Annotated in this window: 28 protein-coding genes; 7 read left to right on the top strand and 21 right to left on the bottom strand. The window is 39.6% G+C overall.

The window, feature by feature from the left end:
- Positions 1-11 precede the first annotated feature (11 nt).
- The 5 genes from FCU45_RS10745 to FCU45_RS10725 form a co-directional block, all read right to left on the bottom strand.
- The gene (locus FCU45_RS10745) at positions 12-206 is read right to left on the bottom strand and encodes a hypothetical protein (protein ID WP_137015140.1); all 195 of its coding nucleotides are present in this window, start codon (positions 204-206) and stop codon (positions 12-14) included.
- Positions 207-290: 84 nt separating this feature from the next.
- Positions 291-1,949 (bottom strand): GMC family oxidoreductase, encoded by a 1,659-nt coding sequence (locus FCU45_RS10740; RefSeq protein ID WP_137015138.1) that lies wholly within the window; start codon positions 1,947-1,949, stop codon positions 291-293.
- The gene (locus FCU45_RS10735) at positions 1,946-2,437 is read right to left on the bottom strand and encodes a gluconate 2-dehydrogenase subunit 3 family protein (RefSeq protein WP_137015136.1); all 492 of its coding nucleotides are present in this window, start codon (positions 2,435-2,437) and stop codon (positions 1,946-1,948) included. The genes FCU45_RS10740 and FCU45_RS10735 overlap by 4 nt, the downstream gene beginning before the upstream one ends.
- Positions 2,438-2,443: 6 nt before the next feature.
- Complete coding sequence (locus FCU45_RS10730) at positions 2,444-4,195, bottom strand: FMN-binding glutamate synthase family protein (protein ID WP_137015134.1); 1,752 nt, start codon at positions 4,193-4,195, stop codon at positions 2,444-2,446.
- Positions 4,196-4,198: 3 nt separating this feature from the next.
- The gene (locus FCU45_RS10725; protein ID WP_137015132.1) at positions 4,199-4,639 is read right to left on the bottom strand and encodes an HvfX family Cu-binding RiPP maturation protein; all 441 of its coding nucleotides are present in this window, start codon (positions 4,637-4,639) and stop codon (positions 4,199-4,201) included.
- Positions 4,640-4,770: 131 nt separating this feature from the next.
- Between FCU45_RS10725 and FCU45_RS11860 the strand changes: the two genes are divergently transcribed.
- The gene (locus FCU45_RS11860; protein ID WP_342776150.1) at positions 4,771-5,868 is read left to right on the top strand and encodes an HD domain-containing phosphohydrolase; all 1,098 of its coding nucleotides are present in this window, start codon (positions 4,771-4,773) and stop codon (positions 5,866-5,868) included.
- Between the two features lie 28 nt (positions 5,869-5,896).
- Positions 5,897-6,766 carry an MBL fold metallo-hydrolase gene (locus FCU45_RS10715; protein WP_137015130.1) on the top strand — a complete coding sequence of 290 codons (870 nt, stop codon included), beginning with the start codon at positions 5,897-5,899 and terminating at the stop codon, positions 6,764-6,766.
- Positions 6,767-6,794: 28 nt separating this feature from the next.
- Here the strand turns inward: FCU45_RS10715 and FCU45_RS10710 are convergent, their stop codons facing one another.
- The 7 genes from FCU45_RS10710 to FCU45_RS10680 form a co-directional block, all read right to left on the bottom strand.
- Positions 6,795-7,073 carry an HvfA family oxazolone/thioamide-modified RiPP metallophore gene (locus FCU45_RS10710; RefSeq protein ID WP_137015128.1) on the bottom strand — a complete coding sequence of 93 codons (279 nt, stop codon included), beginning with the start codon at positions 7,071-7,073 and terminating at the stop codon, positions 6,795-6,797.
- Positions 7,074-7,162: 89 nt separating this feature from the next.
- Entirely contained in the window at positions 7,163-7,789 is a 627-nt protein-coding gene (locus FCU45_RS10705; protein WP_170175861.1) for a Crp/Fnr family transcriptional regulator, read from the bottom strand.
- Positions 7,779-9,209: a membrane-bound lytic murein transglycosylase MltF gene (mltF, locus tag FCU45_RS10700; RefSeq protein WP_137015127.1), complete on the bottom strand. Its 1,431-nt coding sequence runs from the start codon at positions 9,207-9,209 to the stop codon at positions 7,779-7,781. Before mltF ends, FCU45_RS10705 begins: the two co-directional genes overlap by 11 nt.
- A gap of 23 nt (positions 9,210-9,232) precedes the next feature.
- Positions 9,233-10,507, bottom strand: a complete 1,275-nt coding sequence (locus tag FCU45_RS10695) for an ArsS family sensor histidine kinase (RefSeq protein ID WP_137015125.1) — start codon at positions 10,505-10,507, stop codon at positions 9,233-9,235.
- Between the two features lie 39 nt (positions 10,508-10,546).
- Entirely contained in the window at positions 10,547-11,209 is a 663-nt protein-coding gene (locus FCU45_RS10690; RefSeq protein WP_137015123.1) for a response regulator transcription factor, read from the bottom strand.
- 52 nt (positions 11,210-11,261) lie between these two features.
- A complete protein-coding gene (gene feoB / locus FCU45_RS10685) occupies positions 11,262-13,400 on the bottom strand; it encodes a ferrous iron transport protein B (protein ID WP_137015121.1) in 2,139 nt (712 codons plus the stop codon).
- Positions 13,397-13,651 carry a FeoA family protein gene (locus FCU45_RS10680; RefSeq protein WP_137015119.1) on the bottom strand — a complete coding sequence of 85 codons (255 nt, stop codon included), beginning with the start codon at positions 13,649-13,651 and terminating at the stop codon, positions 13,397-13,399. Before FCU45_RS10680 ends, feoB begins: the two co-directional genes overlap by 4 nt.
- Positions 13,652-13,790: 139 nt before the next feature.
- On the opposite strand from FCU45_RS10680, the gene FCU45_RS10675 reads away from it, so the two are divergent.
- Positions 13,791-14,348: a CDP-alcohol phosphatidyltransferase family protein gene (locus FCU45_RS10675; RefSeq protein WP_137015117.1), complete on the top strand. Its 558-nt coding sequence runs from the start codon at positions 13,791-13,793 to the stop codon at positions 14,346-14,348.
- 6 nt (positions 14,349-14,354) lie between these two features.
- Here FCU45_RS10675 and FCU45_RS10670 read toward each other — a convergent pair whose 3' ends face one another.
- Both FCU45_RS10670 and FCU45_RS10665 read right to left on the bottom strand, forming a co-directional pair.
- The gene (locus tag FCU45_RS10670; RefSeq protein ID WP_137015115.1) at positions 14,355-14,738 is read right to left on the bottom strand and encodes a DoxX family protein; all 384 of its coding nucleotides are present in this window, start codon (positions 14,736-14,738) and stop codon (positions 14,355-14,357) included.
- Positions 14,735-14,935: a hypothetical protein gene (locus FCU45_RS10665; protein WP_137015113.1), complete on the bottom strand. Its 201-nt coding sequence runs from the start codon at positions 14,933-14,935 to the stop codon at positions 14,735-14,737. The genes FCU45_RS10670 and FCU45_RS10665 overlap by 4 nt, the downstream gene beginning before the upstream one ends.
- Before the next feature lie 235 nt (positions 14,936-15,170).
- Here FCU45_RS10665 and FCU45_RS10660 point away from each other — a divergent pair, with 235 nt between their 5' ends.
- Together FCU45_RS10660 and FCU45_RS10655 are read left to right on the top strand one after the other, a co-directional pair.
- On the top strand, positions 15,171-16,721 hold the full coding sequence (locus tag FCU45_RS10660; protein WP_137015111.1) for a DEAD/DEAH box helicase: 1,551 nt from the start codon (positions 15,171-15,173) through the stop codon (positions 16,719-16,721).
- A 125-nt stretch (positions 16,722-16,846) separates the two neighbouring features.
- Complete coding sequence (locus FCU45_RS10655) at positions 16,847-17,230, top strand: HIT family protein (RefSeq protein WP_137015109.1); 384 nt, start codon at positions 16,847-16,849, stop codon at positions 17,228-17,230.
- Here the strand turns inward: FCU45_RS10655 and FCU45_RS10650 are convergent.
- The 7 genes from FCU45_RS10650 to metK all read right to left on the bottom strand — a co-directional run bounded on the left by FCU45_RS10650 (position 17,220) and on the right by metK (position 22,055).
- Positions 17,220-18,221: a beta-ketoacyl-ACP synthase III gene (locus FCU45_RS10650; RefSeq protein ID WP_137015107.1), complete on the bottom strand. Its 1,002-nt coding sequence runs from the start codon at positions 18,219-18,221 to the stop codon at positions 17,220-17,222. The two genes, FCU45_RS10655 and FCU45_RS10650, sit on opposite strands and share 11 nt — an antisense overlap.
- Positions 18,221-19,219, bottom strand: a complete 999-nt coding sequence (plsX, locus tag FCU45_RS10645) for a phosphate acyltransferase PlsX (RefSeq protein ID WP_137015105.1) — start codon at positions 19,217-19,219, stop codon at positions 18,221-18,223. Before plsX ends, FCU45_RS10650 begins: the two co-directional genes overlap by 1 nt.
- 3 nt (positions 19,220-19,222) lie before the next feature.
- Positions 19,223-19,372 carry a 50S ribosomal protein L32 gene (rpmF, locus tag FCU45_RS10640; RefSeq protein WP_008335740.1) on the bottom strand — a complete coding sequence of 50 codons (150 nt, stop codon included), beginning with the start codon at positions 19,370-19,372 and terminating at the stop codon, positions 19,223-19,225.
- A gap of 95 nt (positions 19,373-19,467) precedes the next feature.
- Positions 19,468-19,845, bottom strand: a complete 378-nt coding sequence (locus tag FCU45_RS10635; RefSeq protein ID WP_137015103.1) for a DUF177 domain-containing protein — start codon at positions 19,843-19,845, stop codon at positions 19,468-19,470.
- A gap of 39 nt (positions 19,846-19,884) precedes the next feature.
- Positions 19,885-20,298 (bottom strand): nucleoside-diphosphate kinase, encoded by a 414-nt coding sequence (gene ndk, locus FCU45_RS10630; protein WP_137015101.1) that lies wholly within the window; start codon positions 20,296-20,298, stop codon positions 19,885-19,887.
- Positions 20,299-20,444: 146 nt separating this feature from the next.
- Positions 20,445-20,729 carry a 4Fe-4S dicluster domain-containing protein gene (locus tag FCU45_RS10625; protein WP_137015099.1) on the bottom strand — a complete coding sequence of 95 codons (285 nt, stop codon included), beginning with the start codon at positions 20,727-20,729 and terminating at the stop codon, positions 20,445-20,447.
- A gap of 150 nt (positions 20,730-20,879) precedes the next feature.
- Positions 20,880-22,055 carry a methionine adenosyltransferase gene (gene metK / locus FCU45_RS10620; protein ID WP_137015097.1) on the bottom strand — a complete coding sequence of 392 codons (1,176 nt, stop codon included), beginning with the start codon at positions 22,053-22,055 and terminating at the stop codon, positions 20,880-20,882.
- A gap of 126 nt (positions 22,056-22,181) precedes the next feature.
- On the opposite strand from metK, the gene FCU45_RS10615 reads away from it, so the two are divergent.
- Both FCU45_RS10615 and FCU45_RS10610 read left to right on the top strand, forming a co-directional pair.
- Positions 22,182-22,778 (top strand): peroxiredoxin, encoded by a 597-nt coding sequence (locus FCU45_RS10615; RefSeq protein WP_137015095.1) that lies wholly within the window; start codon positions 22,182-22,184, stop codon positions 22,776-22,778.
- Between the two features lie 84 nt (positions 22,779-22,862).
- Entirely contained in the window at positions 22,863-24,776 is a 1,914-nt protein-coding gene (locus tag FCU45_RS10610) for an HD domain-containing phosphohydrolase (protein WP_137015094.1), read from the top strand.
- The last annotated feature ends 13 nt before the right edge of the window (positions 24,777-24,789 follow it).

The following is a 24,789-nucleotide window of genomic DNA, read 5'->3' as shown; positions in this document are numbered from 1 at the left end:
CAGTTATCAACTCAAGAGGAAAAAAGCGACTCTAACAATCCTTTCTTTTTCTTTTGAGGTTCATAAGGTTTTACTCTCTCATCTACAAAGTTGGGATCGCCTTTTTCAAAAACTTCTTGAGAAACTCTCTTAATGCTTTTTTTAGGTTTATCTTCTTTGACATATCCATTATCTACCGAGCCCATAGCTCCATGTGGGATACACATCTTCTCTCCTTTTTATGAGATTATTTCACTATTATTACAGAAGAAAAGTAAAGAGTATGTAATATTTGTCACATAAGTATAAATTTAAGACTCCAATCTTTTGCGTAAAATATCTGCTATACGAAAAGCGTTCGCATAGATAGTCCATGTATAGGGCACACTTCCTCCCGTAGGCATAAAACTAGCATCCGTAACATAAAGGTTATCTAATGCATGCGCTTTGCAGTTTTTATCGAGTACGGATGTTTTAGGATTCTCTCCAAATCTGCAGCCGCCTGCCACAAGATTTGGCGGAGGAGCAGAGGAGATGGAGTAGTTTATCTCGGTAGCTCCCATTTTCTCCAACACCTGCACAGCTTTTTTTGCCAAATCGTCACCGACTTCTCTATCACGAGGATGGCTGTAGAGATGTATTGCGCCCACAGGGATGCCGTACTTGTCTTTAACCTCCTCTTCAATACCTACAAAACACTCATCCGTAGGAAGCCAGTCATTAAAAACTTCAAAATTCAAAACTCTTGAAGTCGTAAGCTCTTTATGAATTTTTTGCTCAAGAGCCTTACCCCAAAGAATTTTTCCCTCTTCATCATAAAAAGCTCTTTTTATGCGGGGAACCAAATTTTGATGCTCAAACAGAAAGTCTATGGTTCCGCCTTTTATTTTTTTACTGCTCTTTTTATACTCATACCACTGCTGCAAAGAGCGGTTAAAGAAAAGACCGACCTCCATAAGCTCTTTTTGCTGCTCATGAGTAAGCGTTTCAAAACGAAATCGCCCCTCCCCTGCTCCTCCGCCTGAGAAAATAAGATTTTTTCCTACTTGATGATTGTTGTTTGCCAAACCATAAGGGAAAAAACGATTTTTTGAGTTTAAGAGCAAACGTGAGCTCTCTATTGCTTGTGCGGCTAAAACAAAGATTTTAGCACTAATTTCATGCGTCTTCATGTCGCTATCATAGTAGTGTGCTTTTGTAACCTTTGTCGCATCGCTCTCAAGCTTATATACAAACGCTTCGGTAATAACTCTTGCATCACACTTTTGAAGAAGTGCAGCTCTGGCACTCCCTTTTGCACCCGTTGCACATCCGTAACTCCCGCAAAAGTTAGAGTAAGAGCAGCCATGTCGCTTTAGTGCCGCATGTGGAATTATTGCCCGCGGAGTCGGAATGCTCTCAAAGTCAAGAGATTTACATGCGGCGTCAAACCACTTTGTCACTCCGTTTTCTTCAAGTTTTGCATAAGGAAAATGGGAGGTGCTTCTGGGCTCTAAAAAAGAGTGTGCAACCACTTCCCCGCTAACACCGACTATGCGCTCAACTTTTTCGTAGTATGGCTCCAGTTCTTCATAAGAGAGAGGCCAATCAGCCACATTTGCGCCCTCTATCTCTCCATGAGTCGAGAGAAGCTTAAAGTCGTTTGGCTTCATGCGGTGGAAATAGCCGCTCATAAGGTTTGATGATCCTCCCACCATAGAGCCGTTCCAAAAACTCCATTGGTAATCGCTTCCTAGATATCTTCTGCGCTCTTTACTCTCGTCTAGTTCATAAATAACATGCTGCTCATCTTTAAGGTCGGGCGTAAAAAGCTCGCGCCGCGAAACCGCCAGCTCATCTTTGTTAAAATCATCTTCTTTGTACTCTTTTCCTTTTTCAAGCACAACTACACTAAAACCTGCGCGACTCAGCTCATAAGCGACAGGCGAGCCGCCTGCACCGCTCCCGATGATGCAAACATCGTACGTCATAGATACGCACTTTTTGGATGCGGCAAACCCGCACTAAATCCAAGCCACTTTTGCGCCGCATCTTTTTTGTTTACACCGTAAACTGCGTCACTGCGCAGCGCTTCCATACTGTAAGTCAAAAGAGCCTCTATCCATGACTCGCCCCATCCATACTCTGAAATCTCCTGCAACACCTCTTGTCGTTTTTGTGCTGAAAGATTGTAGTAAAGCTTGCCGTGAAGCTTTAGGGACTCCTCATGAAGCCATTGAACGCCATTGCGAAGAAACTCTTTGTGTGAAGTGCTAATTCTTGAATGGTCTAAAATAAGCAGCAGATAAGAAGTGGTATCGACATAGAGCTCTTTTGCTTTTGGAAAAAGATCTTCTTGAACAAGTGTGAGAGTTTTTAAAGGTTCCGCTGCTCCGTACAAAGAGGAACCGGCAAAGAGCAAAACAGCTCCGCCTAAAAAACTTTGTTTGAAAAAATTTCTGCGTGTATTTAAAATCATACTTTATTATACTAACATTTCTTCAAAATAGTTATCTACATTCATATAAGTTTTTCCCGCATGGTCTTTAAAGATAAGGTGTGATTTGTTGAGTTTTGATATGTGATCTACTCCCATAATCGCCAAAAGCTGCTGCATACCGTGTATCATCTGCGCGTGATAAGAGGCGACATTTCTTGCTTTTTGCTCCACCAAAAAAGAGGCTCTCTTCTTTTTGTCTTGCGTTGCAAGTCCGACGGGACAGTGCCGTCCATGTGCTCCCGAACATTCACGTGCGCGAATACATCCTGCACTCATCATGAAGGCTCTGGCAATTCCTACATAATCCGCACCGATGCCAAAAAGAACGATGGCATCATCGGGAGTAAGCACTTTTTCACTCGCAATAAGTTTAACTTTTTCTCGTACGCCTGCTTCTTTGAGTGCCATATCTGCTATATAGAGTGCTTTTGCTATTACCATTCCGACCGTCATCATCATCTCCAGAGGTGCGGCACCGCTTCCGCCCTCACCCCCGTCAATCGTAATAAAATCCGGATACGCTCTAGAACCCTCCTCTACTCTTTTTTTTATTAAAGAAGCATACTCCAAAAAAGTATCCTTTGAAGAGATAACAATTTTCACACCCACTGGCTTATCCGATAGCTCTTTGAGCCTGCCCATAAAATCAAAAAGTTCTTCAAGAGTTTTTCCATAGGGAAACCGATTGGGTGAAAAGAGATCTCTATGCGCCTCTACTCCCCTGTAATAAGCCACGGATTCGCTTACCTTGTCTGCTAAAAGCTTTCCTCCCGTCTGCTTGGCTCCCTGCGCCATTTTTATCTCCGTCATCCGGGCGAATCGCATGCTTTTTATATAACGCTGCTCATCAAAATTGCCTTTATCGTCTCTAACACCGTAAAGACCGCTTCCGATTTGAAAAATGATATCGGGCACATCCGATGGTATCTCTTTTGGAAATGCTTCAAGGGGTGCTCTCCAGTTAACACGATAACACACCTTATGCTCTTCATCAAAAAGATAGCTCTCTGCATCGCTTGATAAAATAACCATATGCCTATATACCTTCTCGGCAGCAGAAGCATTAAGCAGAAATTTCACAAACAGATAAACACTCTTGGCAAAAAAGGTTCCCTCAATTACATCAAGATAATCTCTGTTTTTGGGATTGTAGCAATGTGTATATAAGAAGTTTGAGGTAAGGCTTCCCTCTCCCGTATTGATAGGAAAACCTCCCAGATAAGCCCCTTTACTAAAAGCGCGTGTTCCCTCCGGAGAAATCGCACCGTCACTCATGGCGCTTCTACCCAAAACTGAATGAGCTTTAAAAGGGTGCTTTGAATCTTCTCCAAAAGTAACCCCAAACTCCTCGCTAACATCCTCCGTGTTTAGCACACAGTTGGCATTTTTAATGGAGAGCCGTGCAGATTTTTGTGGTTGTCCCGGAGAAAAAGAGGCGTACGCGGCTTTTCTCTCTGCGGAGTCATAAACCCATTTTACTTTATCAAAAGACTCATAAAACTTCTCATCCCCGAAATATTGTCTCATCGGATCACGCAAGAGATAAAAAAGATACCGCATACGCCCTATGAGAGGGTAGTTGATAAGTAATTGGTCCTCTCTTTGAATAAATCTGTCATAGATAAACAGAACAAGAGAGATAATAGCAAAAACAATCAATGAAGCCTGAAGCAAAAAGAAAAGAAGCGGAAAACGAAATTGGCTTACCGCATCTTTAAAATCTAAGAGTGCTTCCATATTTTAGCTCTTCTCACCGAAAAAAAGTCTGTCAAGGCTAAATTTACCTGCTCCATGCGATACAAAGATAAGCAAAAATAACATGTAGTAAAGTGGTATTTCATAGCCGTTATCACCTGCAGAAAAACCGTTTGGAAGGTGTACGGTTACGATGGCAACAATCATTACGATGATAAGCGGCAGTGAAATAAACCGTGTCAAAAGCCCTAAAGTAAGCAGTATTACACCGACTATCTCGGTACTTGCCGCCATATAAGCATTGAGCGTTGGAAACGGTATGCCCATAGACGCAAACCAACCGGAAACAGAGGCTATATCACCCCACTTCATCATAGCAGGCTCATAAAACCCGTAAGCAACCGCCAAACGCGCTAACAACAAACTAAATGATTTCAAATACTCGCTCAACCTGGAAAACTCAATATATATCTGTTTGCACTTCATAGTACACTCCTCAATCAATTTTAAACTGACATATCATAACAGATATTTATAACTCTGTATGTAAGCTTGATTACATTTGTCTCATATAAAAAATGATATACTTTTTTAATTCTAAATAAGGGGAGTACCGCATGTCTAAAAAACCGAGTTGCAACATGAGCCACAAAGAGTCCAATATTCGTTTTACGATTGCATCTTTGATCCTGTTTTTTTCAATTTATGAATCTTCCTATGCCTTGGCAGTTATGGCCTTAGTAATATTTTATACAGCACTAAAGAGATTTTGTTTTATTTATGCACTTTTCAATCTCAATCAAAAATATAGTCTAAAAAATTACTATCTCTCTCTTCTTCCAAAGCACAGGAACTCTCCTGTTTTCATTTTTAACGAAAAAGGCGCGATTCTTTTTCGCAATGAAGCATCACATAAAGATCTTCTAGAAATCACCTCTCTTGAGTCTTTAAGTATCAAAAATCCAAAAGAGGTAGCTGCAAAAAACACGCAAGATACCATATTTTTTGAAAACAAAAGCACCTCATACCAAGTTGAAATAAAAGAGATTCAAGAAGAGCAACTTATTTTAGCTTACTTTACGGATGTCACAGAACTCATAACCCTCAACAAAGAGATCGAAGAGATGCAAAGAGATGTTATTTGCGCCATGGGCGAGATAGGGGAAACACGCTCAAAAGAGACCGGAAATCATGTTAAGCGAGTAGCACTCTACTCCTACAAACTTGCTATTTTGTACGGTTTGAGCCAAGAGGATGCGGCTCTTTTGCAGATGGCAAGTCCCATGCACGACATAGGAAAAATAGGGATTGCGGATGCTATTTTAAACGCACCGCGCAAACTCACATCTGAAGAGTTTGAAGTAATGAAAACGCATGCCTCATTGGGTTACGATATGCTTAAACACTCCAAAAAACCAATCTTAAAAGCTGCTGCTATCGTTGCGGGAGAACATCATGAGAAGTGGGACGGAAGCGGATATCCAAACGCAAAAGCTGGAGAAGAAATTCATATTTTTGGTCGTATTACTGCCGTTGCAGATGTTTTTGACGCACTTGCAAGTGATAGAGTCTATAAAAAAGCATGGGAGATGAAAGATATTTTAAATCTTTTTGAAAAAGAGAAAGGTAAACACTTTGAGCCAAAACTTGTTACGCTTCTTATGGAAAATCTGGAACACTTTCTTGAAATAAAGGAACAGTTTAAGGATCTGTAATCCATAAATTTTAAATCGGAGTACAACTATGAAATTTTTTTTAATTTTTTGCCTAACCTTAACACTCATTCATGGAAAAAATATAAGATTTGAGATACTCGGTTCAGGAGGCCCTGAGATAGATGGGCGTGCCAGCACCTCTTATCTGTTATGGATTGACGACAAAGCGAAACTGCTCATTGATCTTGGAAGTGGTTCTATGCTGCGCTTTGAACAAAGCAGTGCGGCTACAGAAGATCTTGATGCTGTTGTCCTTACGCATATGCACATCGATCACAGTGCAGATCTTCCCTCTTTTATGAAAGCAGGATTTTTTACAAATCGACAAAACTCTTTGGATATTGTTGGACCTTACGGCAATAACTATTTTCCATCCATTAGAGAGTTTGTGGAGATTCTATTCGGTAAAAAAGGAGCCTATCGGTACATGCAAGACATCCTCACATCACAGAGTGATTCTTTTGAACTCATACCCATTGAAATAGCTAAAGGAGAAAAAAAAACACTAAGATACAAAGATTTTACACTTAATTTTATTACGGTTCATCACGGCATAGTCCCTGCACTTGCTTTGCGTATAGATGTAGGTTCAAAATCTATTGTTATTAGCGGGGACACCAATGATGAGCAAAACACCCTAGAAAGATTTGCATACAGAGCAGATCTCTTTATAGCACATCATGCGATACCCCAAGAAACAAATAATTTTGCAAAAGAGCTACATATGACACCATCTACAATTGCAAATATTGCCGTAAAAGCTCAAGTGAAAAAAATTGTATTGACGCACAGAATGAAAAGAACGAAAACGCATGAGGAAGAGACTCTCAAACTAATTCATAAGGATTTTTCAGGGGATGTGATTTTTGCCGAAGATAGAATGAAGATAGATTTTTAAGCAGAGTTACTCTGCTTAAAAAATGAAGTTAGTTAGAGCCGCATTTTCCTTTGCCGCACTTGCCTGCTTGAGACGCTTCTTTTTTCATCTCTTTTTTTCCGTCACCGCACTTGCCATCTTTTTTCATCTCTTTTTTTGCGTCACCGCACTTGCTAGTTCCGCATTTGCCATCTTTTTTCATCTCTTTTTTTGCGTCACCGCATTTGCCTGCGCCACACTTCATATCCTCAGCACTCAGCGTCGTAGCACCAACACTTAAAACCATTGCAGCAGCTGCAACTAACGATAAAAAATTAAACTTTTTCATATACTATCCTTTTTGTTTTGTAAGATCAAAAATATTGTATCATAACTATAATAACTTTTTATGTGACAACGATTACATAAGATTGCATATTACAAAATCTCTATCTTTTTTCTTGATAACTTAACGATTTGATTTTTTTCAAATGTTTTCAAAATCTTGCTTACAACCTCGCGTGATGTTCCAAGAATAGTTCCTATCTCTTCATGTGATATATGTAGTGTTTTCTCATCATGCTCTTGCAGCCAGTGAAGAAGTCGCGTATCTAAACTTAAAAAGCGTATATCTTCAATCATAGTTGCCATAAATTCAATCCGTCTTATATATTGATCAAAAACATAACTTTGAAACTCTTTATCTTCTATAAACAAACGTGCTACAACTACAGCAGGAACATCAAAGCCTTCTAAATCCGTCTCTGCTATCGCAGTACCCACGGCGGGAGCGGAATTTAATGCGGCAGTAAAATTAACATTACACTGCTCACCATGTTCAAAATAATACAAAAGTACACTTTGTCCGTTCTCATGCTGTCTGGTAACGCGGACGCGACCTTTGGTTAAAAACAAAACATCCTCACATATATCTCCCTGTGAATATAGCTGCATACCGGCAGGGATTTTCATAAAAACCGCTACCTCCAACAGCGCTTCTTTACTCTTTTGCTCAAGTTTATCAAAAAAACTAAATGATATCATACTATTTTCCTCATATTTCATCTTTCTCCTCTTTGCCTAAAAACGGCTCATAGCTGCTTTTTTGCAAAATATCTCTATAGTCATATATTGAGTCAACGTACCTCACAGGCTCGCTTCCTCTTGCATATCCGTGCTTTAGCGTTTTGTAGTACTTTTTTTGCGCAAGGAGAGGAAGCACCTTCTTAAGATCGCTCCAGACATTTTTGTTAAGCCCCATTCTCTCCGCCAATAACTGCGCATCAAAAATATGACCCAAGCCGACATTGTATGCCGCAAGTGCAAACTTTAGACGGTCTTCTCCACTTACTTCAGGGGGTACACGTTTCAACAGCTCATTTAAATGTTTTGCTCCGCCCTCAATGCTCTGCTCTGGATCAAGTCTATTTTTAACTCCTAACATTTTCGCCGTAGACTGCGTTAACATCATTAGTCCCCTAACTCCAGTATAGCTCTTTGCTTTTGGGTTCCAGTGAGACTCCTGATATGATTGCGCGGCCAATACTGAGCATGGAATATTATACTTCTCCCCATACTTTTCAAAAAGCTCCTTATATTTAGGAAGTCTGGATTTTATCCTGTCGTAAAAGGTCTTAGTGTTGTAGTAGTCAAAAAAGAGAGCAAAAGAGTAGTAGTGATCTTTTAGGCGTGCCATCTCTCCGCTTTGATTAAAGCCATTAAGCCAAGAGTACATATCATCTTTTAGCTCTTTTGAATCGGGTGCAAGAACCCAGGCAAGCTGTTCTCGGTTACTAACTGAAAAAGCAAGAGCTATCTTTGGAAAATAGCGCTGATTTAGAGCATATATATTTGAGTCTGCTATTGTGCAGTCTATCTCATTATCGGCGACTTTTGCCAAAAGTTCTTCGGTAGAGTGTTCTGATGTGTATGTCGCATTTATATCAAAGCCGTCTTGGCGCAGCGACTCTATGGTCTCGCTGTAACTTGTATCTTCTCCTACAACTATTCTCAGCCCCGTCAGATCCTCTATACTTTTTGGAAAATGACCCTGCCACAACATTCCTCTGTAGCAGATCACCTGCTGCTGAGCCTCAAAATATGATGGTCCGAAATTAAAATTTTTCTCTTTGATCTTGGTTTTTGCCAAAGATGCTGAAGTTATGTGAATATTTGGATCTCTACTGAGTTCTAGTGCCTCTTTTGTAGTATTTGCAACCGTGATATTTAACTTAACGCCCAAATGCTTAGCGTATGCATCAAGAAGATCATACTCAAAACCCTTTGCTCCGTCTGCCCCTATATAGTATGTGGATGGAGAGTTTAAAAGTACTACGTTAAGAATTTTTTTCTCTTTTATCTCATCTAGCAAAGATGGTGTTTTGATTCTGTGAATAGGCTCATATGCCGTATGCGAGAGCCATCCGAACACAAAAAAAGATATAGCAAAGAAAAATACTATGCTTGATTTAAGATATTTATCCATTACATTAGTTTACACTTAAAAACTTATGCAAAAATAAAGCGATTCGTACCATTTTCATACTCGTGTGCAAGTACCTGATTGTGTGCTTTTAAAATAGAGTCTACAAGGTAGAGACCCAGTCCGAAACTGTTCTTTGCTGGGTTGTCTTTTGTAAAAGGTTCTATGTAATATTGAAGCGGATGTGCGATACATTCACCCTTGCTCTCAAAACAGAGCTCTTCATTTTTTATAAGTATCTTAACGTGCGAATCAGTGGAGTACTTTATGCCGTTGTCTATCATATTTTTAATTGCAGTCGTATAGAGCCTGTAGTTTGCATTTATCTTATAGCTTGCATCTACATTGACCTCAACACAATTTCTATCTATCATTGCCATATCTATGGCACCGTCGATAATATCAATAAGACGATACTCCTTAAAGTCCGTCTTGTCTCCAAGGCTTGTAACCTCTTCAATGAGCGCAAACTCATTAACCAAAGACTCCAAACGACCAAATATCGAGCTGAACCTGTCTCTTTGCTTTTGGGATTCAAGCATCTGTGTAGCGATGGTGCCTTTTGCAATAGGAGTCTTTAGCTCGTGCATCAGATTTCTCAAAAATAGGGTTCTTGACTCTAAAATGATATTTATCTTCTCTCTTGTTGCTTCAAGCTCATTTGAGATAAGCGCTATCTCATCATGACCTTTGGTCTTAAAAGAGATGTTCATATTACCGTCACCGTAAAGTGCGATCTTTTTCCTTAAGCGAATAAGCGGTCTCAGTCTCTGCAGTATCAAAACAAAAGAGAATGAGATGATGACCAAGATAGTCATATATGAGTAGGCGACACTCCAGTATCTGTAAGGCTTTAGCTCCTCATCCAAGATCAAAACCGAAGATGTAGGGGATTTAATGTAAAAGTATATTTTTTTGTTGAATTCAAGCATTGAAGCGGTGAGATCCGTCACCGTTTTTTTGGTGAAAAATCCGCCCTGTGAAAAGGTCAAGGATGAGTTCACGCTCTGAAAATCCTTCTTTTTTAGAACTTTTGCATTATTTAGAATCGTCTTTATCGCCTCTTTATCTTTTTCAAGCACAAAGTTGTAGACGGCAAGATTTGCCTCAAGCATGATCTGAGAGTGCTGTTTTTGCTGATGCTGGCGAAATATTTGAGTGATTGTCGCGTGTTTTGTAAAGATGTGGTCAATATAGTGCTGTTTGTTTAGTAGAAAAAATTCCCAAAAGACAATGCTTACACTTACGATGGTAACCCCAAGCGCGAATAGAACGGTTATTAAAACAGCATGCTGGCGCACTTCTATCTCTCCGTCTTTGTAACAAGAGGAGAAAAATGGCTACTTAAGAAGTTTATAGCCAACGCCTCTTACCGACTCTATAAGAGATTTGTCTCCGAGTTTGTTTCTGATTCTGCCGACCATTACGTCAATACTTTTGTTAGAAGAGTCTTCATTTATGGCATTTACATTATGGATCAGATCTTCTCTTGAGACGACAAGCCCCTGCTTGGCTATCATGTAAGAGAGAATACCAAACTCCGCTTTTGTAAGGTCTATATTTCTGCCCTTATATGTGATCATCATCGAAGATGCATCACACTTAAAGTCGCTTTTAGACTCCTCTTTTTGCTGTGATTTCGCTTCATAACGTCTAAGAACGGAGTGTATTCTCGCTTCTAATTCTCTTGGATCATAAGGCTTTGGAAGGTAGTCGTCCGCTCCGAGTTCAAGCGCTTTTACTTTGTCAGTCACATCGCTTCTGGCAGAGGAGATAATAATAGGAATATCCTGTCTCTCACGGATCGCTTCACAAACCTCTAAACCGTCCATTCCAGGCAGTGTAAGATCTAAAATAACTAGATCAAAAGGCTCCAACTTCAATATGCTTACTGCTTTAAACGGGTCATCTTCGGTGATAATCTCAAAATCAAACTGCTGCAGATACTCCGTTAGTATCTCCGCTAATTCTAAATCATCTTCAATCATTAATATTTTTTTCATGTGGCAATTCTAGCAAATATGCGCTAATAAGTAGTTAATATTGCGCAAATATTTAGTTATACAGCATAGAAGTGACGTTATAGGCAATAAATGCCAGCGAATACGCCGCTATTGATGTAAAAGCCAAAAGGTAAAAGAAGTACTTTATACCTCCTGCCTCACGCGTAAAGACAACCGAAGCTGCCAGACACGGCAGATATATCATGACCACGACTATAAATGCAACCGCGGATGGAAACGGGATATTTTTAGAGATTATCTCTTTTAGCGAAGAGCTCTCCTCGTTCACATCATCCCCAAGAGCATACAATACACCGAGAGTTGATACTACAACCTCTTTTGCCGCAAGTCCTGTCTGAAGAGCGACGCTCATCTTCCAGTCAAATCCGAGCGGTGCAAAGATAGGCTCTGAAAATTTACCGATACGTCCCAGATAGCTCTGCTCCATATTAGCCTCTGCGAGACTATTTTCAATAACTCTTCTCTCCTCTTCATCTACCGCTTTTTCAATCTTTAGGGCGTAACTCTCTTCAAGCTCTTGATTGTGCGGATAGTTGCTCAAAAACCAAATAAGTATTGAAGCTGCCGCGATAAACGTACCCGCTTTTTTTAGATACATAAGAGTCTTTGTCACAACAGTGTGCCAGATGAGCTTTAACGAAGGAAGTCTGTATTTTGGCATCTCCATAACAAATGGTTCATCCATTCCCTTAAAAGCGGTTAATTTCAGTACTTTAGCCGCAAAAAGCCCAAGCATTGCACCCGTTATATAGATGGCAAAGAGAACATTTCCCGCCATACTTTCAGAGAAAAATGCCCCTGCAAAGAGAACATATACGGGGAGTCTTGCCCCGCAGCTCATAAACCCTATGATAAAGAGAGTTAAAAGTCTGTCACGGTCATTTTTTAATATTCTCGCGGACATATAGGCAGGAATGGAACATCCAAAACCTGTTACAAGAGGTATGAACGACTGCCCGTGAAGACCGAATTTGTGAAAAAATCCGTCAAGCAAAAATGCAACCCTTGACATATACCCCGTACTCTCCAAAAGTGCTATACCTATAAAGAGTATGGCGATATTTGGTACAAAAAGAACAACTGCACCGACTCCGGAGATGATTCCATCAACCACGAGGGAGCGGACATCATCATTTGCTATGGTCGCTCCTATAGTGCTTCCAAGCCATGAAAATAGAGCATCTATCCACTCCATGGGGATAGAGCCTATCTCAAAAGTAAGCTGAAAAAGCGCCCACATAAAAAATAGAAATATCGGTATACCGAATACCTGATGGATCAGCACGGAGTCTATTTTGTCGGTCATGGTCTTCTCTGAGAGCTTTAAATCCTGTTTTAAGACCTCAGTTACTACTCCTCTGTTAAAAGAGGCATACTCGGAGGCAAAAGCCTCTTTAATATCACTTGAATCATGATGGAGTTCTATATGTTTTGATGCATCTATTAAAATAGGCTGCAGCTCTGTCCATATCGGGTCATCATGAAGCTTTGCATAGGTATGTTTTGTGTTTTTTAGAAGATTTATCGCTATATTTCTATATGAATTTTGATCTTCATATTTATGTTTTGCAAGATAATCAACTATTACCGTTATCTCCTCTTCAACCGCTTCGCTGAAGATAAGCTTGTACTCCATAGCCTCATTTTCATACTCTTTTACAATGGCCTCTATAAGCTCTGCTATACCTTTTTTTGTAACTGCAGAGACCTTAACGCAGCCAAATCCTAAAAGTTCGGACATATATTTGTCGTCTATCAGAGTGCCCTCTTTGTCCGCTTCATCACTCATATTAAGTGCTAGTATCATCTTTTTACCGATACTCATAAGCTCTGCTGTAAGCTGAAGATTTTTTTGCAGATTTGTAGAGTCTACAACATTTATAATAAGGTCATAATCCTGCGTAAGAAGATAATCACTTGTCACTCTCTCTTCGATAGTGTAATCGTTGAGCGCATAGGTTCCGGGCAGATCGACCACGGTAAAGTGATAATCTTTATAATCAAAAAGAACTTCACTCTTCTCAACCGTGACTCCCGTAAAGTTCCCAACATGCAGATTTGCATTCGATATGGAGTTTATAAGCATGCTTTTGCCGACGTTTGGCTGTCCGACTAGTGCTACTTTTATATGTTTTGCCGTTACTGGACATGCTTTTATATCTCTATTCACAGTGGCGCAACCTCTATTAATTCTGCCTCTTTTGCTCGAAGCGCTATTCTCATCTTGCCCACTTTTACCTCTATCGTACTTTTTGCGGGAGCGTGTTCAAGGACTTCCAAAATAGCCTCTTTCATTATTCCAAAAGAGATAAGTCTCTGCTTTAGTTCTGCATCGGCATTTAGTTTAACGACTCTTACCATGCACGATTTTTTACAATCAATTAACCTTTTTGTCTCTTTATTGTCTGCTTTAGTGTGCATATCTTCTCTTTGGCAATTATTTTTTATGATGATAATCGGTATCATATTAAAGAGAGATTAATTTAAACCTTTTATTAAAACAATCTTTTTTTTAAATACTTTCTTAGATATAATTTCTCCAATATTACGAGGGAAATAGATGAAATTTTTATTCACTAACAGATCACACTTTAATCTTGCCAATATGTTTACTTTTGCAAATATAACAGCTGGGCTGTTGGCTACATACTTTATAACCCAAAACAACTTTTTTACGGCGATTATTCTCGCTTGGATAGGAGGAGCTTTTGATATATTTGACGGTAAGATCGCCAGAAAATACGATCTTTCAAATGAGTTTGGAGTTCAGCTTGACAGCTTTGCGGATTTTCTAAGCTTCGTTCTTGTTCCTATTTTTCTGATTTTTCAAGCAGTCTACTCAAAAGAGCTCTCTAGTGTGATGCTTCTAATTGCGGCAGCTATAAGCATCTACTACGTTATTTCAGGACTTAGAAGATTAATACAGTTCAACATAAACTCAGATGCGGGAGAGGTAAGCAAATACTTCACAGGCGTGCCTACTCCATTGGGTGCGATCCTGCTATGGCTTGTTTACTTGGCCTCTGCTTATGAGATACTGTCTGCACTTGCAGTAATGTTTCTTATGATTATTATAGGATGGAGCCTTAACTCGAAAATTAAGGTTCCCCACCCTTAGAGTCGGCTATTTACTATTAAGCGCGTACTTTCCGCTTCCTAACATAAATATTAAGATCGACATAATAAGATACAAGAACGGAAGCTCAAAAACAGGAGCGCCGTGCTTGCCAAGAGCAAAGAGAGAGTTTCCATAGGCTAAAAATATAGCCAGAACCATATTAAACGCCAAGACCAAAGAGGCGATCCTTGCATAGGCTCCAAGCAGGATCAAGATAGGCACTACTATCTCGCCTACGTAAACACCGTAAGCTAAAAATTCAGGAACTCCTGCAGAAGCAGTTAAATATTTAACTCCGCCTATTCCGTTAATTATCTTATCAAGCCCATGAAAAAGCATCATTATCCCGACAGTAAGCCTTAAGATGAGTTTTGCTGCGTCATTTGTCATTTGCTCTGCTCCTCTGCTTTTCTAAATCTGCAGCTTCCCACCAAAATAACTTTGCCTGTTGTTATAGCCTCTTTTATATATGCAAGCGTGCCTTTTGGGTCCGCATCTCCAACCTCTTCGGCGATTATCTTAAGAAGGTCATCCTCATTGGTTGTTCTCCAGGTTTTTTCATAATTGTATTGTGTCTCTATTTTCATAACAGTATAATATCTAAAATTTAAAAAATTTGTGATTTATACAATGCCGCCATTTCTTTAACTGCTCCTGAGCATAATGAGCTTCTTTTTACACAATATAAACTTAACTAATTCACAATATAATTTATTTAAATCAAAAACACAATATATTTAGGTATAATTCGCCAAATATATTAGGGGAAGGTGCCTTGCCGTTTACGGCTTGCTTGTATCATCTCCTATCCAAAGGATAATGATGCAAGAAAATGCACAAACACAACCAGAAACAAAGTTGATCACATTTGATGATCTAGGACTAAAAAAAGAGATACTCAAAAGTATCAAGGAAGCGGGATTTACAATTCCAAGTCCTATTCAAGCAGCTGCAATACCATTCGTACTAGCGGGTCGCGACATCGTAGGTCAGGCACACACGGGAACAGGTAAAACAGCGGCTTTCGGCCTTCCTGCACTAAACAATATAGACCCAAAAGACGGCGTAGGCATACTTGTTATTACTCCGACACGTGAACTTGCGACTCAAGTAAGTGACGAGCTTTTTAAATACGGAAGAAACATAGGTGCTAGAACTGTAACAGTTTACGGCGGCAGCTCTTACAACAGACAGATAGACCTTATCCAAAGAGGTGCAAGCGTTGTTGTTGCTACTCCGGGAAGACTTCTTGACATTCTTAAGAAGAACCTATTAAAAGATTTCGCTCCAAGCATTGTCGTTCTTGATGAAGCAGATGAGATGCTTGATATGGGATTTTTAGATGATATTAATGAAATATTCTCTTATCTTCCTTCAAACCGTCAAACACTTCTATTCTCGGCTACTATGCCAAAGCCTATTAAACTTCTTGCTGAGAGAATTTTGGACAATCCTGAGTTTATTAGTATCACACAGGGTGAGACGACAAATACAGACATCAACCAAGAGTACTATGTTATTGATGAGCATGAGAGAGATGATGCGATTATCCGTCTTATGGATTCTGAAGAGTGTAAAAAAGCGGTTGTTTTTTGTAGAACAAAAAGCGAAGTTGATAGACTCTCAAACGTGCTCTCAAGTGCAGGATATTTGGCAAACGGCTTACATGGAGATATGGAGCAGCGCCAACGTGAGACAGTAATCAAAGGTTTCAAAAACAACAATGTAAATGTTTTAGTTGCTACAGATGTTGCTGCTCGCGGTATCCATGTAGATAACATCTCACATGTTTTTAACTACCATATCCCTTTTGATCCTGAGTCTTACGTTCATAGAATCGGGCGAACAGGTCGTGCAGGGACAAAGGGTAAAGCAATTACACTTTTAACGCCTCTAGAGTTTAAAGAGCTTCAACGCATTAAATCAAAAGTTGGAACTACTATGACACATGCATTTGTTCCAAGCAAGAATGACCTAAGAGCAACAAACTTGAAGTCAATTGTTACAAATATAGAAGATCAAAAGATCTATGATGAAGCGCATCAAGTTCTTGATCTCTTAAAACAAGATATAGACGAAGAGACTATTATGTTTAAGCTGGTATCTATGATCTTAGACAAACAGACTATTGCCGGTCCAAACTCAATCGGTATTCCTGCTGATAAACTGGCTGCAATACTAGAGAGAGCTGCCAACAGAAGAGATACAAAAGGCGGGCGCGGAGGTTTCCGTGGAAACAGAAGCCGCTCAAGCAGCAGCGACAGAAATCGTTCAGGTGAGAAGAGTCGTTCGGGCGGCTATAGAGGCAACAGCTCTTCTGGCGAGAGAAGTCGTCCAAGCGGGGATAGAAACCGTACAAGAACAAGAGATTAAAAACTTCTCTTTCAAATAACTATATAACCCGAAATCTATTTCGGGTTTTCTCCTATATCTCCTACTTACAACCTCAATTAAAACTCCAAAAAACGATATAATTTACTCAAAAAAAAAGAGAAAATATGACAATTTATGAAGATAGTGAACTATATATTGAAAAAGAGAGCAGTGAAATACCATGGCTGAAAATTTTTACAAAAGAGCCTTTTATAGAGCTAGGCGATATGCCAAAAGAGCTGCGCATGAGACTCTGGGAAGTTTATGACATAATAGAGCGCGAGATGAGAGAGTACTACAAACCAAAAAAGATCAATATGGCATCTTTTGCAAATATGCTACCGCGGGTTCATATACATGTTATGGCAAGATTTGAGAGTGACAGCTACTTTCCAAACCCAATGTGGGGAGAAAAACTAAGAGAGGCGAAGTTAAATCTTCCTGATGAGGAAGAGTTTTTTAAAAGAGTAAAGCAGGCTTTACAGGGTGGCAAAAGAGTTATTTTTTAAATGGTGCAAAAGGCACGAGTGCGCTTCCCCATGTAAGTCCGCCGCCAAAAGCATCAAGCAGCATAAGTTCCCCTGCTCCCAGTCTTCCGCTCTCATAAATATCATTTATAGCCATAGGTATAGAAGCGCCTGAGGTATTGCCATACTTCTCAACAGTAAGAACAACCTGCTCATCTTGAAGTTTTAAAGCATCGCCTACTGCTTTTATAATTCTATAGTTTGCTTGATGCGGCACAAAATGTTTAATATCAGAACTCTGAATATTGTTATCTTTTAAAATCTCCACAACATCTTTAGTGAGAGTCTTGACCGCAACCTTAAAAGTTTCGTTCCCTTTCATCTGCATAAAACAGCTTGTAGCTTCCTGCTCAAGTGCATCATGTGCAGACCCGCTTCCGCCGTTTGGAGTCATTAAAAGATCTGCAAACTCACCGTCTGAGCCTGTATGAATATCGATAATAGCCTCTTCTTTATTGTCGGTTGCACTAATTACCGCTGCACCCGCACCGTCACCAAAAAGTATACAAGTGCCTCTGTCGCTGTAGTCAGTTATTGCCGAGAGTTTTTCTGCACCTATTATAAGAACATTTTTTTTCATTCCTGACTCTATAAATGCTTTTGCTATTGAGAGAATGTAGACAAATCCTGTACATGCTGCAGATATATCAAACGCAGTGATATTTCCAAGACCCAGTTTTGTGCTTATAATAGTAGCGGTTGATGGCATACAGAAGTAATCAGGCGAGATAGTTGCGCAGACGATCATATCAATATCGCTCTTATCTAAACCGCTTCTCTCAATTGCGAGTTTAGCTGCCTTGGCACCCATATCGCTTGTAAACTCATCACTTGCAGCGATATGCCTCTCTTTTATGCCTGTTCTCTTTGTTATCCACTCATCAGAAGTATCAACCATTTTTGAGAGATCTTCATTTGAGAGAATTTTGCTAGGAACATAAGCACCTATAGAGCGAAATGCCGCATACGCCATTAAACTTCCTTGTTTTTTAGTGCTTCAAGTCTCTCAACTATGTGTGTGTTTACGCCTGTATCTACATAGTTTATTGCTTGAAAGATTGCATTTTTTATTGCTTTTGGAGTGCTTTTGCCGTGGCTTACAATCGCACACCCTTGAATACCGATAAGCGGAGCACCGCCGATCTCTTCATAGCTCATCTGCTTTTTTAAGAGTTTGAACACTTTTCTCATTAAAAGTGCTCCGGTAATTGCCACAGGAGATTTTCTAATATACTCTTTGATAAGTCCGCTTATCGTAGAAGCTACACCCTCAGATGCTTTTAGAACCAAGTTGCCTACAAAACCGTCACATACAATAACATCACAGCTTGCATTGAAAATATCGCTGCCCTCAACATTACCTTTAAAGCCCTTGTAACCGTCAAGCAGTTTAAAAGCTGCCTTTGTAACATCGTTACCCTTGCTCTTCTCTTCGCCGTTTGCCAAAAGACCGATCGAAGGAGTTGTTATCTTAAACATATCCTCCGCATAGCATCCGCCCATTACAGCAAACTGCAGTAGATGTTCAGCTTTAGAGTCGACATTTGCTCCAACATCCAGTATTACTGACTTTCTACTGCTTTTTGTAGGCATTAAAGCAACAAGAGCAGGTCTCAACACGCCTTTTAAACGACCTAGTCTCAAGGTCGCCAAAGTCATTGTAGCACCACTATGTCCAGCTGAAACCAAACCTTGTGCCTCACCGTTTTTTACCAGCTCAATCGCTTTGTAGATTGAGCTCTCTTTTCTTTTTACGGCATCTGTCGCAGCGTCATCCATAGATATAACGTCATCAGCTTCAACTATAGAAATCTTATCTCTATAACGCTTTGGTAACAGAGGTAAAATTTCAGATTTTCTACCTACAAGTATAGGAATAAAAAGTTTATGTTTAAGAGCCTGAATACAGCCCTCTACAATTGGCTTAGGACCGAAGTCCCCGCCCATTGCGTCAATAGCAATCTTTATCATTTACTATTTATACTCACCGGTTGTTGGGTTGATGTGGTGTGGAAGCTTGTAAGTTCCGTCTTTGTCTTTAACTGGTTTAGCTAAAGTTATTTTATAGTGAGTTCTTCTCTTTGCTGAACGTGAATGAGATACTCTTCTCTTTGGTACTGCCATAATAAATTCCTTTCTTTTTGTTTTATTTAAAACGCAATATGAGCAGAGCCCATCTTGCTACGCTTGCCGCTTTGGCACTAAAGCTTGTTGCTTTACTACGCTTCCTCTTCGGAAACACTAGCCTGATTGCAACTTTTGCAACTATGATAATCACTCTTTATAAGCTCTATCTCTGAGCTCATAAGCTCTTCTATATCAACAGTAGAGTCAAGTGACTCTACTACATCTAAGAGAAGTTCATCATCTTTTTCGTAAATGCCGTCTGAGATGAAAAACTCTAGCTCCTCATCTATATCAAACATAAACTCATTAGCGCAAATGTCGCAATTCAGGTCGATCTGCCCGCTTAATTTCGCTTTTAGCAAAATTAATTTGTCGGCATCATACTGTAAATAACCTTTAAAAGTTATTTTATCAGATTCAACTTCAAAATCTAACGGAGTATTGCTCACTTTTCGCAATAATATTTTCATAAAAGAAACTAAGCTCTATTTATTTGAATATTTCATAAATTAAGAGATTTCTCTCTCTGAGAAAAAGAATGCGATCTCTATAGCTGCATTTTCAGCAGAGTCACTTCCGTGAACTGCATTAGCATCTATGTTTTCAGCGAAATCTGCACGAATTGTTCCTGCTTCAGCCTCCTTAGGGTTTGTTGCACCCATAAGGTTACGGTTTTTCATTACCGCATTTTCACCCTCAAGTACAGAAACAACTACTGGACCGCTAATCATAAAATCAACTAAATCACCGAAAAAAGGTCTCTCAGAGTGAACTGCGTAAAAAGCTTCTGCATCTGCGCGAGAAAGTTGTATCTTTCTTGTTGCTGCTATTTTTAGACCATTGCTCTCAAAACGATCTAAAATCTTACCGATAACACCTTTTGCAACGGCATCTGGTTTTATTATTGATAGTGTGCGTTCCATCAAATCTCCTGTTAAATATATAAAATTAGAGTGGAATTGTACCCAAAAAGAGTCTGATTTAAGCTAAAATGGAAAAATTTACGAAGATATTTGAAAAGAAGATGTAAATCACAGGGTTTTATCCCCATGATTTTTAATAAAAAAGATTACTCTACTATTGCTTTACCTACGCCACGCATATCATCTGTAATGTCTTCACGGTGCTCTGGACTTGGTCCTACAGCATCCCATGTAATACATCCTTCAGTTGGACAAGCAGTAGCACAAGCAGGTTCGTCGTGGTGACCAACACACTCTACGCATTTATCTGCATATACATAGTAAATCTCTTCACCTGTTGGATTATCATCCTCGTCTACAATCGCCTCTACAGGACACTCATCAATACAAGCGCCACAGTTAATACATGTATCACCAATAATTACTGCCATTAGGATTCTCCTAGTTTTTATTTCGAAGTAAGTTTAACCAAAGATTTTTAAATAAAGCTAAAAAATCTTCTCTAAAGCTGTAACAAGTATAAGTTGTTACTCTTTTTATATGAAAATTTCCTAAAAATAGGGTTTTGATAATTATTACTATCAAATTTTGAGATAATTCTTTATATCCTCTACTCTGTCAAGTTTCTCCCATGTAAAATCGCTATCTTCTCTTCCAAAGTGCCCGTATGCAGCAGTTTTTCTATATATTGGACGCAAAAGATCCAGAGATTTTATGATTCCTCTTGGGGAGAGGTCAAAAAGCTCTTTCAAACAACTCTCTATCTTCTCCTCATCTACAACCGCTGTGCCATGAGTATTTACCATTATAGAAGTTGGTTGAACGACACCTATTGCATAAGATATCTGTAGTGTGACTCTCTCACAAGCTCCCGCTGCAACCAGATTTTTTGCAATATGTCTTGCAGCATAGGCCGCACTTCTGTCAACCTTGGTCGGGTCTTTGCCAGAGAATGCGCCGCCGCCGTGAGGACAGCTTCCGCCGTATGTATCTACTATGATCTTTCGTCCGGTAAGTCCTGCATCACCTTGCGGACCGCCTATGACGAACTTTCCTGTCGGATTTATATGAAAGATAGTTTTATCGCTCATAAGCTCAGCAGGAATAACATGCTTTATAACCTCCTTAATCACATCTTCATGGATCTTCTCTTGAGATATCTCAGGAGCATGCTGCGTAGAGACGACAACCGTCTCAACTGAAATTGGCTTGTTACCTACGTATTTGATGCTGATTTGCGCTTTTCCGTCAGGTCGAAGATATGGAAGAAGACCCTCTTTTCTGACCTCAGCCAATCTCTGTGTCAAACGGTGAGCCAAATATATAGGAAGAGGCATAAGAACATCCGTCTCACTACAAGCGTACCCGAACATGAGTCCCTGATCTCCTGCGCCTATCTCTCCATCAGCCTGGGTTACACCCTGATCAATATCGGGAGACTGCTCTCCGACGGCATTTAAAACCGCTGCGGAGCGGTAATCAAACCCGTATGTTGCATCGGTATATCCGATCTCTTGCACAACCTTGCGGACTATGTCTTGCATCGGTGCGTACGCCGTAGTTTTGAGTTCGCCTGCAATTATACAAAATCCGTTTGACACCAAGGTCTCACATGCAACATGCGCAGAAGTATCATGTTCAATAATATAATCCAGAATTGCATCACTGATCTGATCCGCCATCTTATCAGGATGCCCCTCTGTTACAGACTCCGAAGTAAAAATATACTCTTTTAGAGTAGAAGCTTCTTTTGTCATCGATTTTCCTTAACACTATTTTAAAACGCCAAAAGTATATCAAAAAAGAGAATAACTTTTATTGCTTGAAGTTCTATTAATATACTTTCGTTAAAATTTTGCAAACAAACCCAAAGGATTTTTATTATGTTAGTAACAAACCCAGCTCCTGATTTTACGGCAACTGCAGTTTTAGCGGATGGTTCTATAGTTGATAATTTCAAATTATCTGAAAATTTTGGCGAAAAGGGTACGGTTCTATTCTTCTACCCTCTAGACTTTACTTTTGTATGCCCATCTGAGATCATTGCATTTTCTCACAGAATCGATGAGTTTAAAAGCCGCGGTGTAAATGTTATCGGTGTCTCAGTTGACAGCCAATTTTCACACTTTGCTTGGAGAGAGACTCCTGTAAATAACGGTGGTATCGGCAGAGTTAAATACCCTCTTGTTGCAGACTTGACAAAACAGATCTCTAAAGATTACGACGTGCTTTTCGGTGAATCGGTTGCTCTTCGCGGCTCATTCTTAATAGACGCAAAAGGCACTATTCGTCACGCAGTTATCAACGACCTGCCACTTGGAAGAAACATCGATGAGATGATCCGTATGGTAGACGCAATGCAGTTTACTGACGAGCACGGTGAAGTATGTGCTGCCGGCTGGCAAAAAGGTGACGAAGGTATGAAAGCATCTACTGAAGGTGTTGCCGAGTACTTGGCTAAAAACAGCGAAAAACTCTAAAACAACCACGAAACTTATACTGCCGTAGTGGGGGTTAAAAAACCCTCACATGCTATTTTCTGTTTTTTATTGTAAAATAATCGAATGAAATTATTATTTACAATACTATTTTTTCTTACAACTATAACTGCCGATGTGACAAAAGAGTTTCGCGTCGGCATCTACGACAATCCCCCAAAAATATTTTTAGATAAAAACAGTAAACCTTCTGGTTTTTTTGTTGATGTTTTAAACGATATAGCCAAAAAAGAGAGTTGGAGTCTCAACTACGTAAAGTGTGAATGGCAGGAGTGTCTTTTGCTGCTTGAAGATGGAAAAATCGACATTATGCCTGATGTCGCATACTCAAAAGAGAGGGAGAAGCACTTCAAGTTCAACAAAGAGATCGTACTCTCAAACTGGTCCATAATCTACGGAAATAAAAACAGCAAAATATCATCCATCTTGGACCTTGACAAAAAAAATATAGCTATCTTAAAAAACAGTATTCAGCATGAGCAGATGCAGGAGATTTTTGAGCTCTTTGACGTAAAGCCGATCTTCATTTTGACAGAGAATTATGAAGAGTCACTTATGCTTACTCAAAGCGGTAAGACAGATGCAGCTGTGGTAAACAGATATTACGGCGAACTAAATGAAGATAGATTCAGTGTAAAACCGACATCTGTTCTTGTAAATCCAGCAGCTCTTAAATTTGCATTTACAAGACTTTACAACAACGAAGAGATTATCACTAAAATAGATCTTCGCCTAAATGATCTAAAAAACAACAAAGAGTCGATCTACTACTCATCAATGGCAAAGTGGCTCAAAGAGAAGGAGCGTTTTCATATTCCTAGATGGGTCTACATCTTCTTTGCTATAGCTCTTGGAGCTCTGCTGCTATTGGGTGTGGCGGTCGCTTTTTTCAGATATATGCTTGGACTAAAGACAAAAGAGGTCATCGAGGAGTCTAAAAAACTGCAAAAACATCAAGAACAAAAAGCTAAAGATTATGAAAAACTGGTCTATGCCATGGTTTCAATGATCGAGCAGAGAGACTCATACACGGCAGGACACTCCCAGAGGGTAGCAAAGTACTCCCTTCTTATAGCAAAAGAGATGGGGTGCTGCAAAGATAGTCTAGAGTTGCTCTTTAGAGCAGCGACTCTGCATGATATTGGAAAGATAGCAACGCCCGACTCAGTCTTGCTAAAACCTGACAAGCTCTCAAGGCTTGAGTATGACCTCATAAAAGAGCATGTTAACGTCGGAGTTAAAATACTTCAAGATGTCCCTATGTTTAGAGATATTGCAAAAATAGTAAGACACCACCATGAAAAATATGATGGAAGCGGCTATCCTGACGGACTTGTTGGAGATGAGATACCAAAGCTTTCACGCATAATGATGGTTGCAGATGCATTTGATGCAATGACAACAAACAGAATATATAAACACAAAAAAAGTATAAGTGACGCACTAAAGGAGATAGAATCTCTCAGCAAAATACATTACCATCCTGAGGTTGTAAAGAGTGCTCTTAAAGCTCTCTCAAATGTTGAGATATCCGAGGATTTCAACCAGACTCCGGTAACTGCGATAGAACAGCAGAGGTTTGCATACTTCTACAAAGATGCCCTTACCGAGTTATACAACATAAAATTTTTAGAGACCGTTCTGCAAAATGGAGCTGCCGATCAAAAATATAAAAAACTTCTCATTATCTCTTTGCACAAATTTGATACATACAACAAAAAGCATGGCTGGGAGACTGGAAACAAGGCTCTCCAAGAGTTTGCGAATCTTCTTTACGGACTTTTTAAAGAGAACCTGCTCTTTAGAGTAAGAGCAAACGACTTTCTTGTTTTGCTTCAAGATGAAGTCACAAATAGCAACGGTGTCTTAGAGAAGATCGAAGATTTTACAAAACGTGCAGAGTTGGAGTTTGACTTTAACATCTATGATTTAATAGATGATGATATCACCTCTTATGAGGATTTAAAAAAGTTTTTGTAAAATCACTTTTTTT

The organism is Sulfurimonas crateris (assembly GCF_005217605.1).
In the GTDB taxonomy this organism is placed as follows: Bacteria; Campylobacterota; Campylobacteria; order Campylobacterales; family Sulfurimonadaceae; genus Sulfurimonas; species Sulfurimonas crateris.
This window is presented reverse-complemented; position numbering and strand designations above follow the sequence as displayed.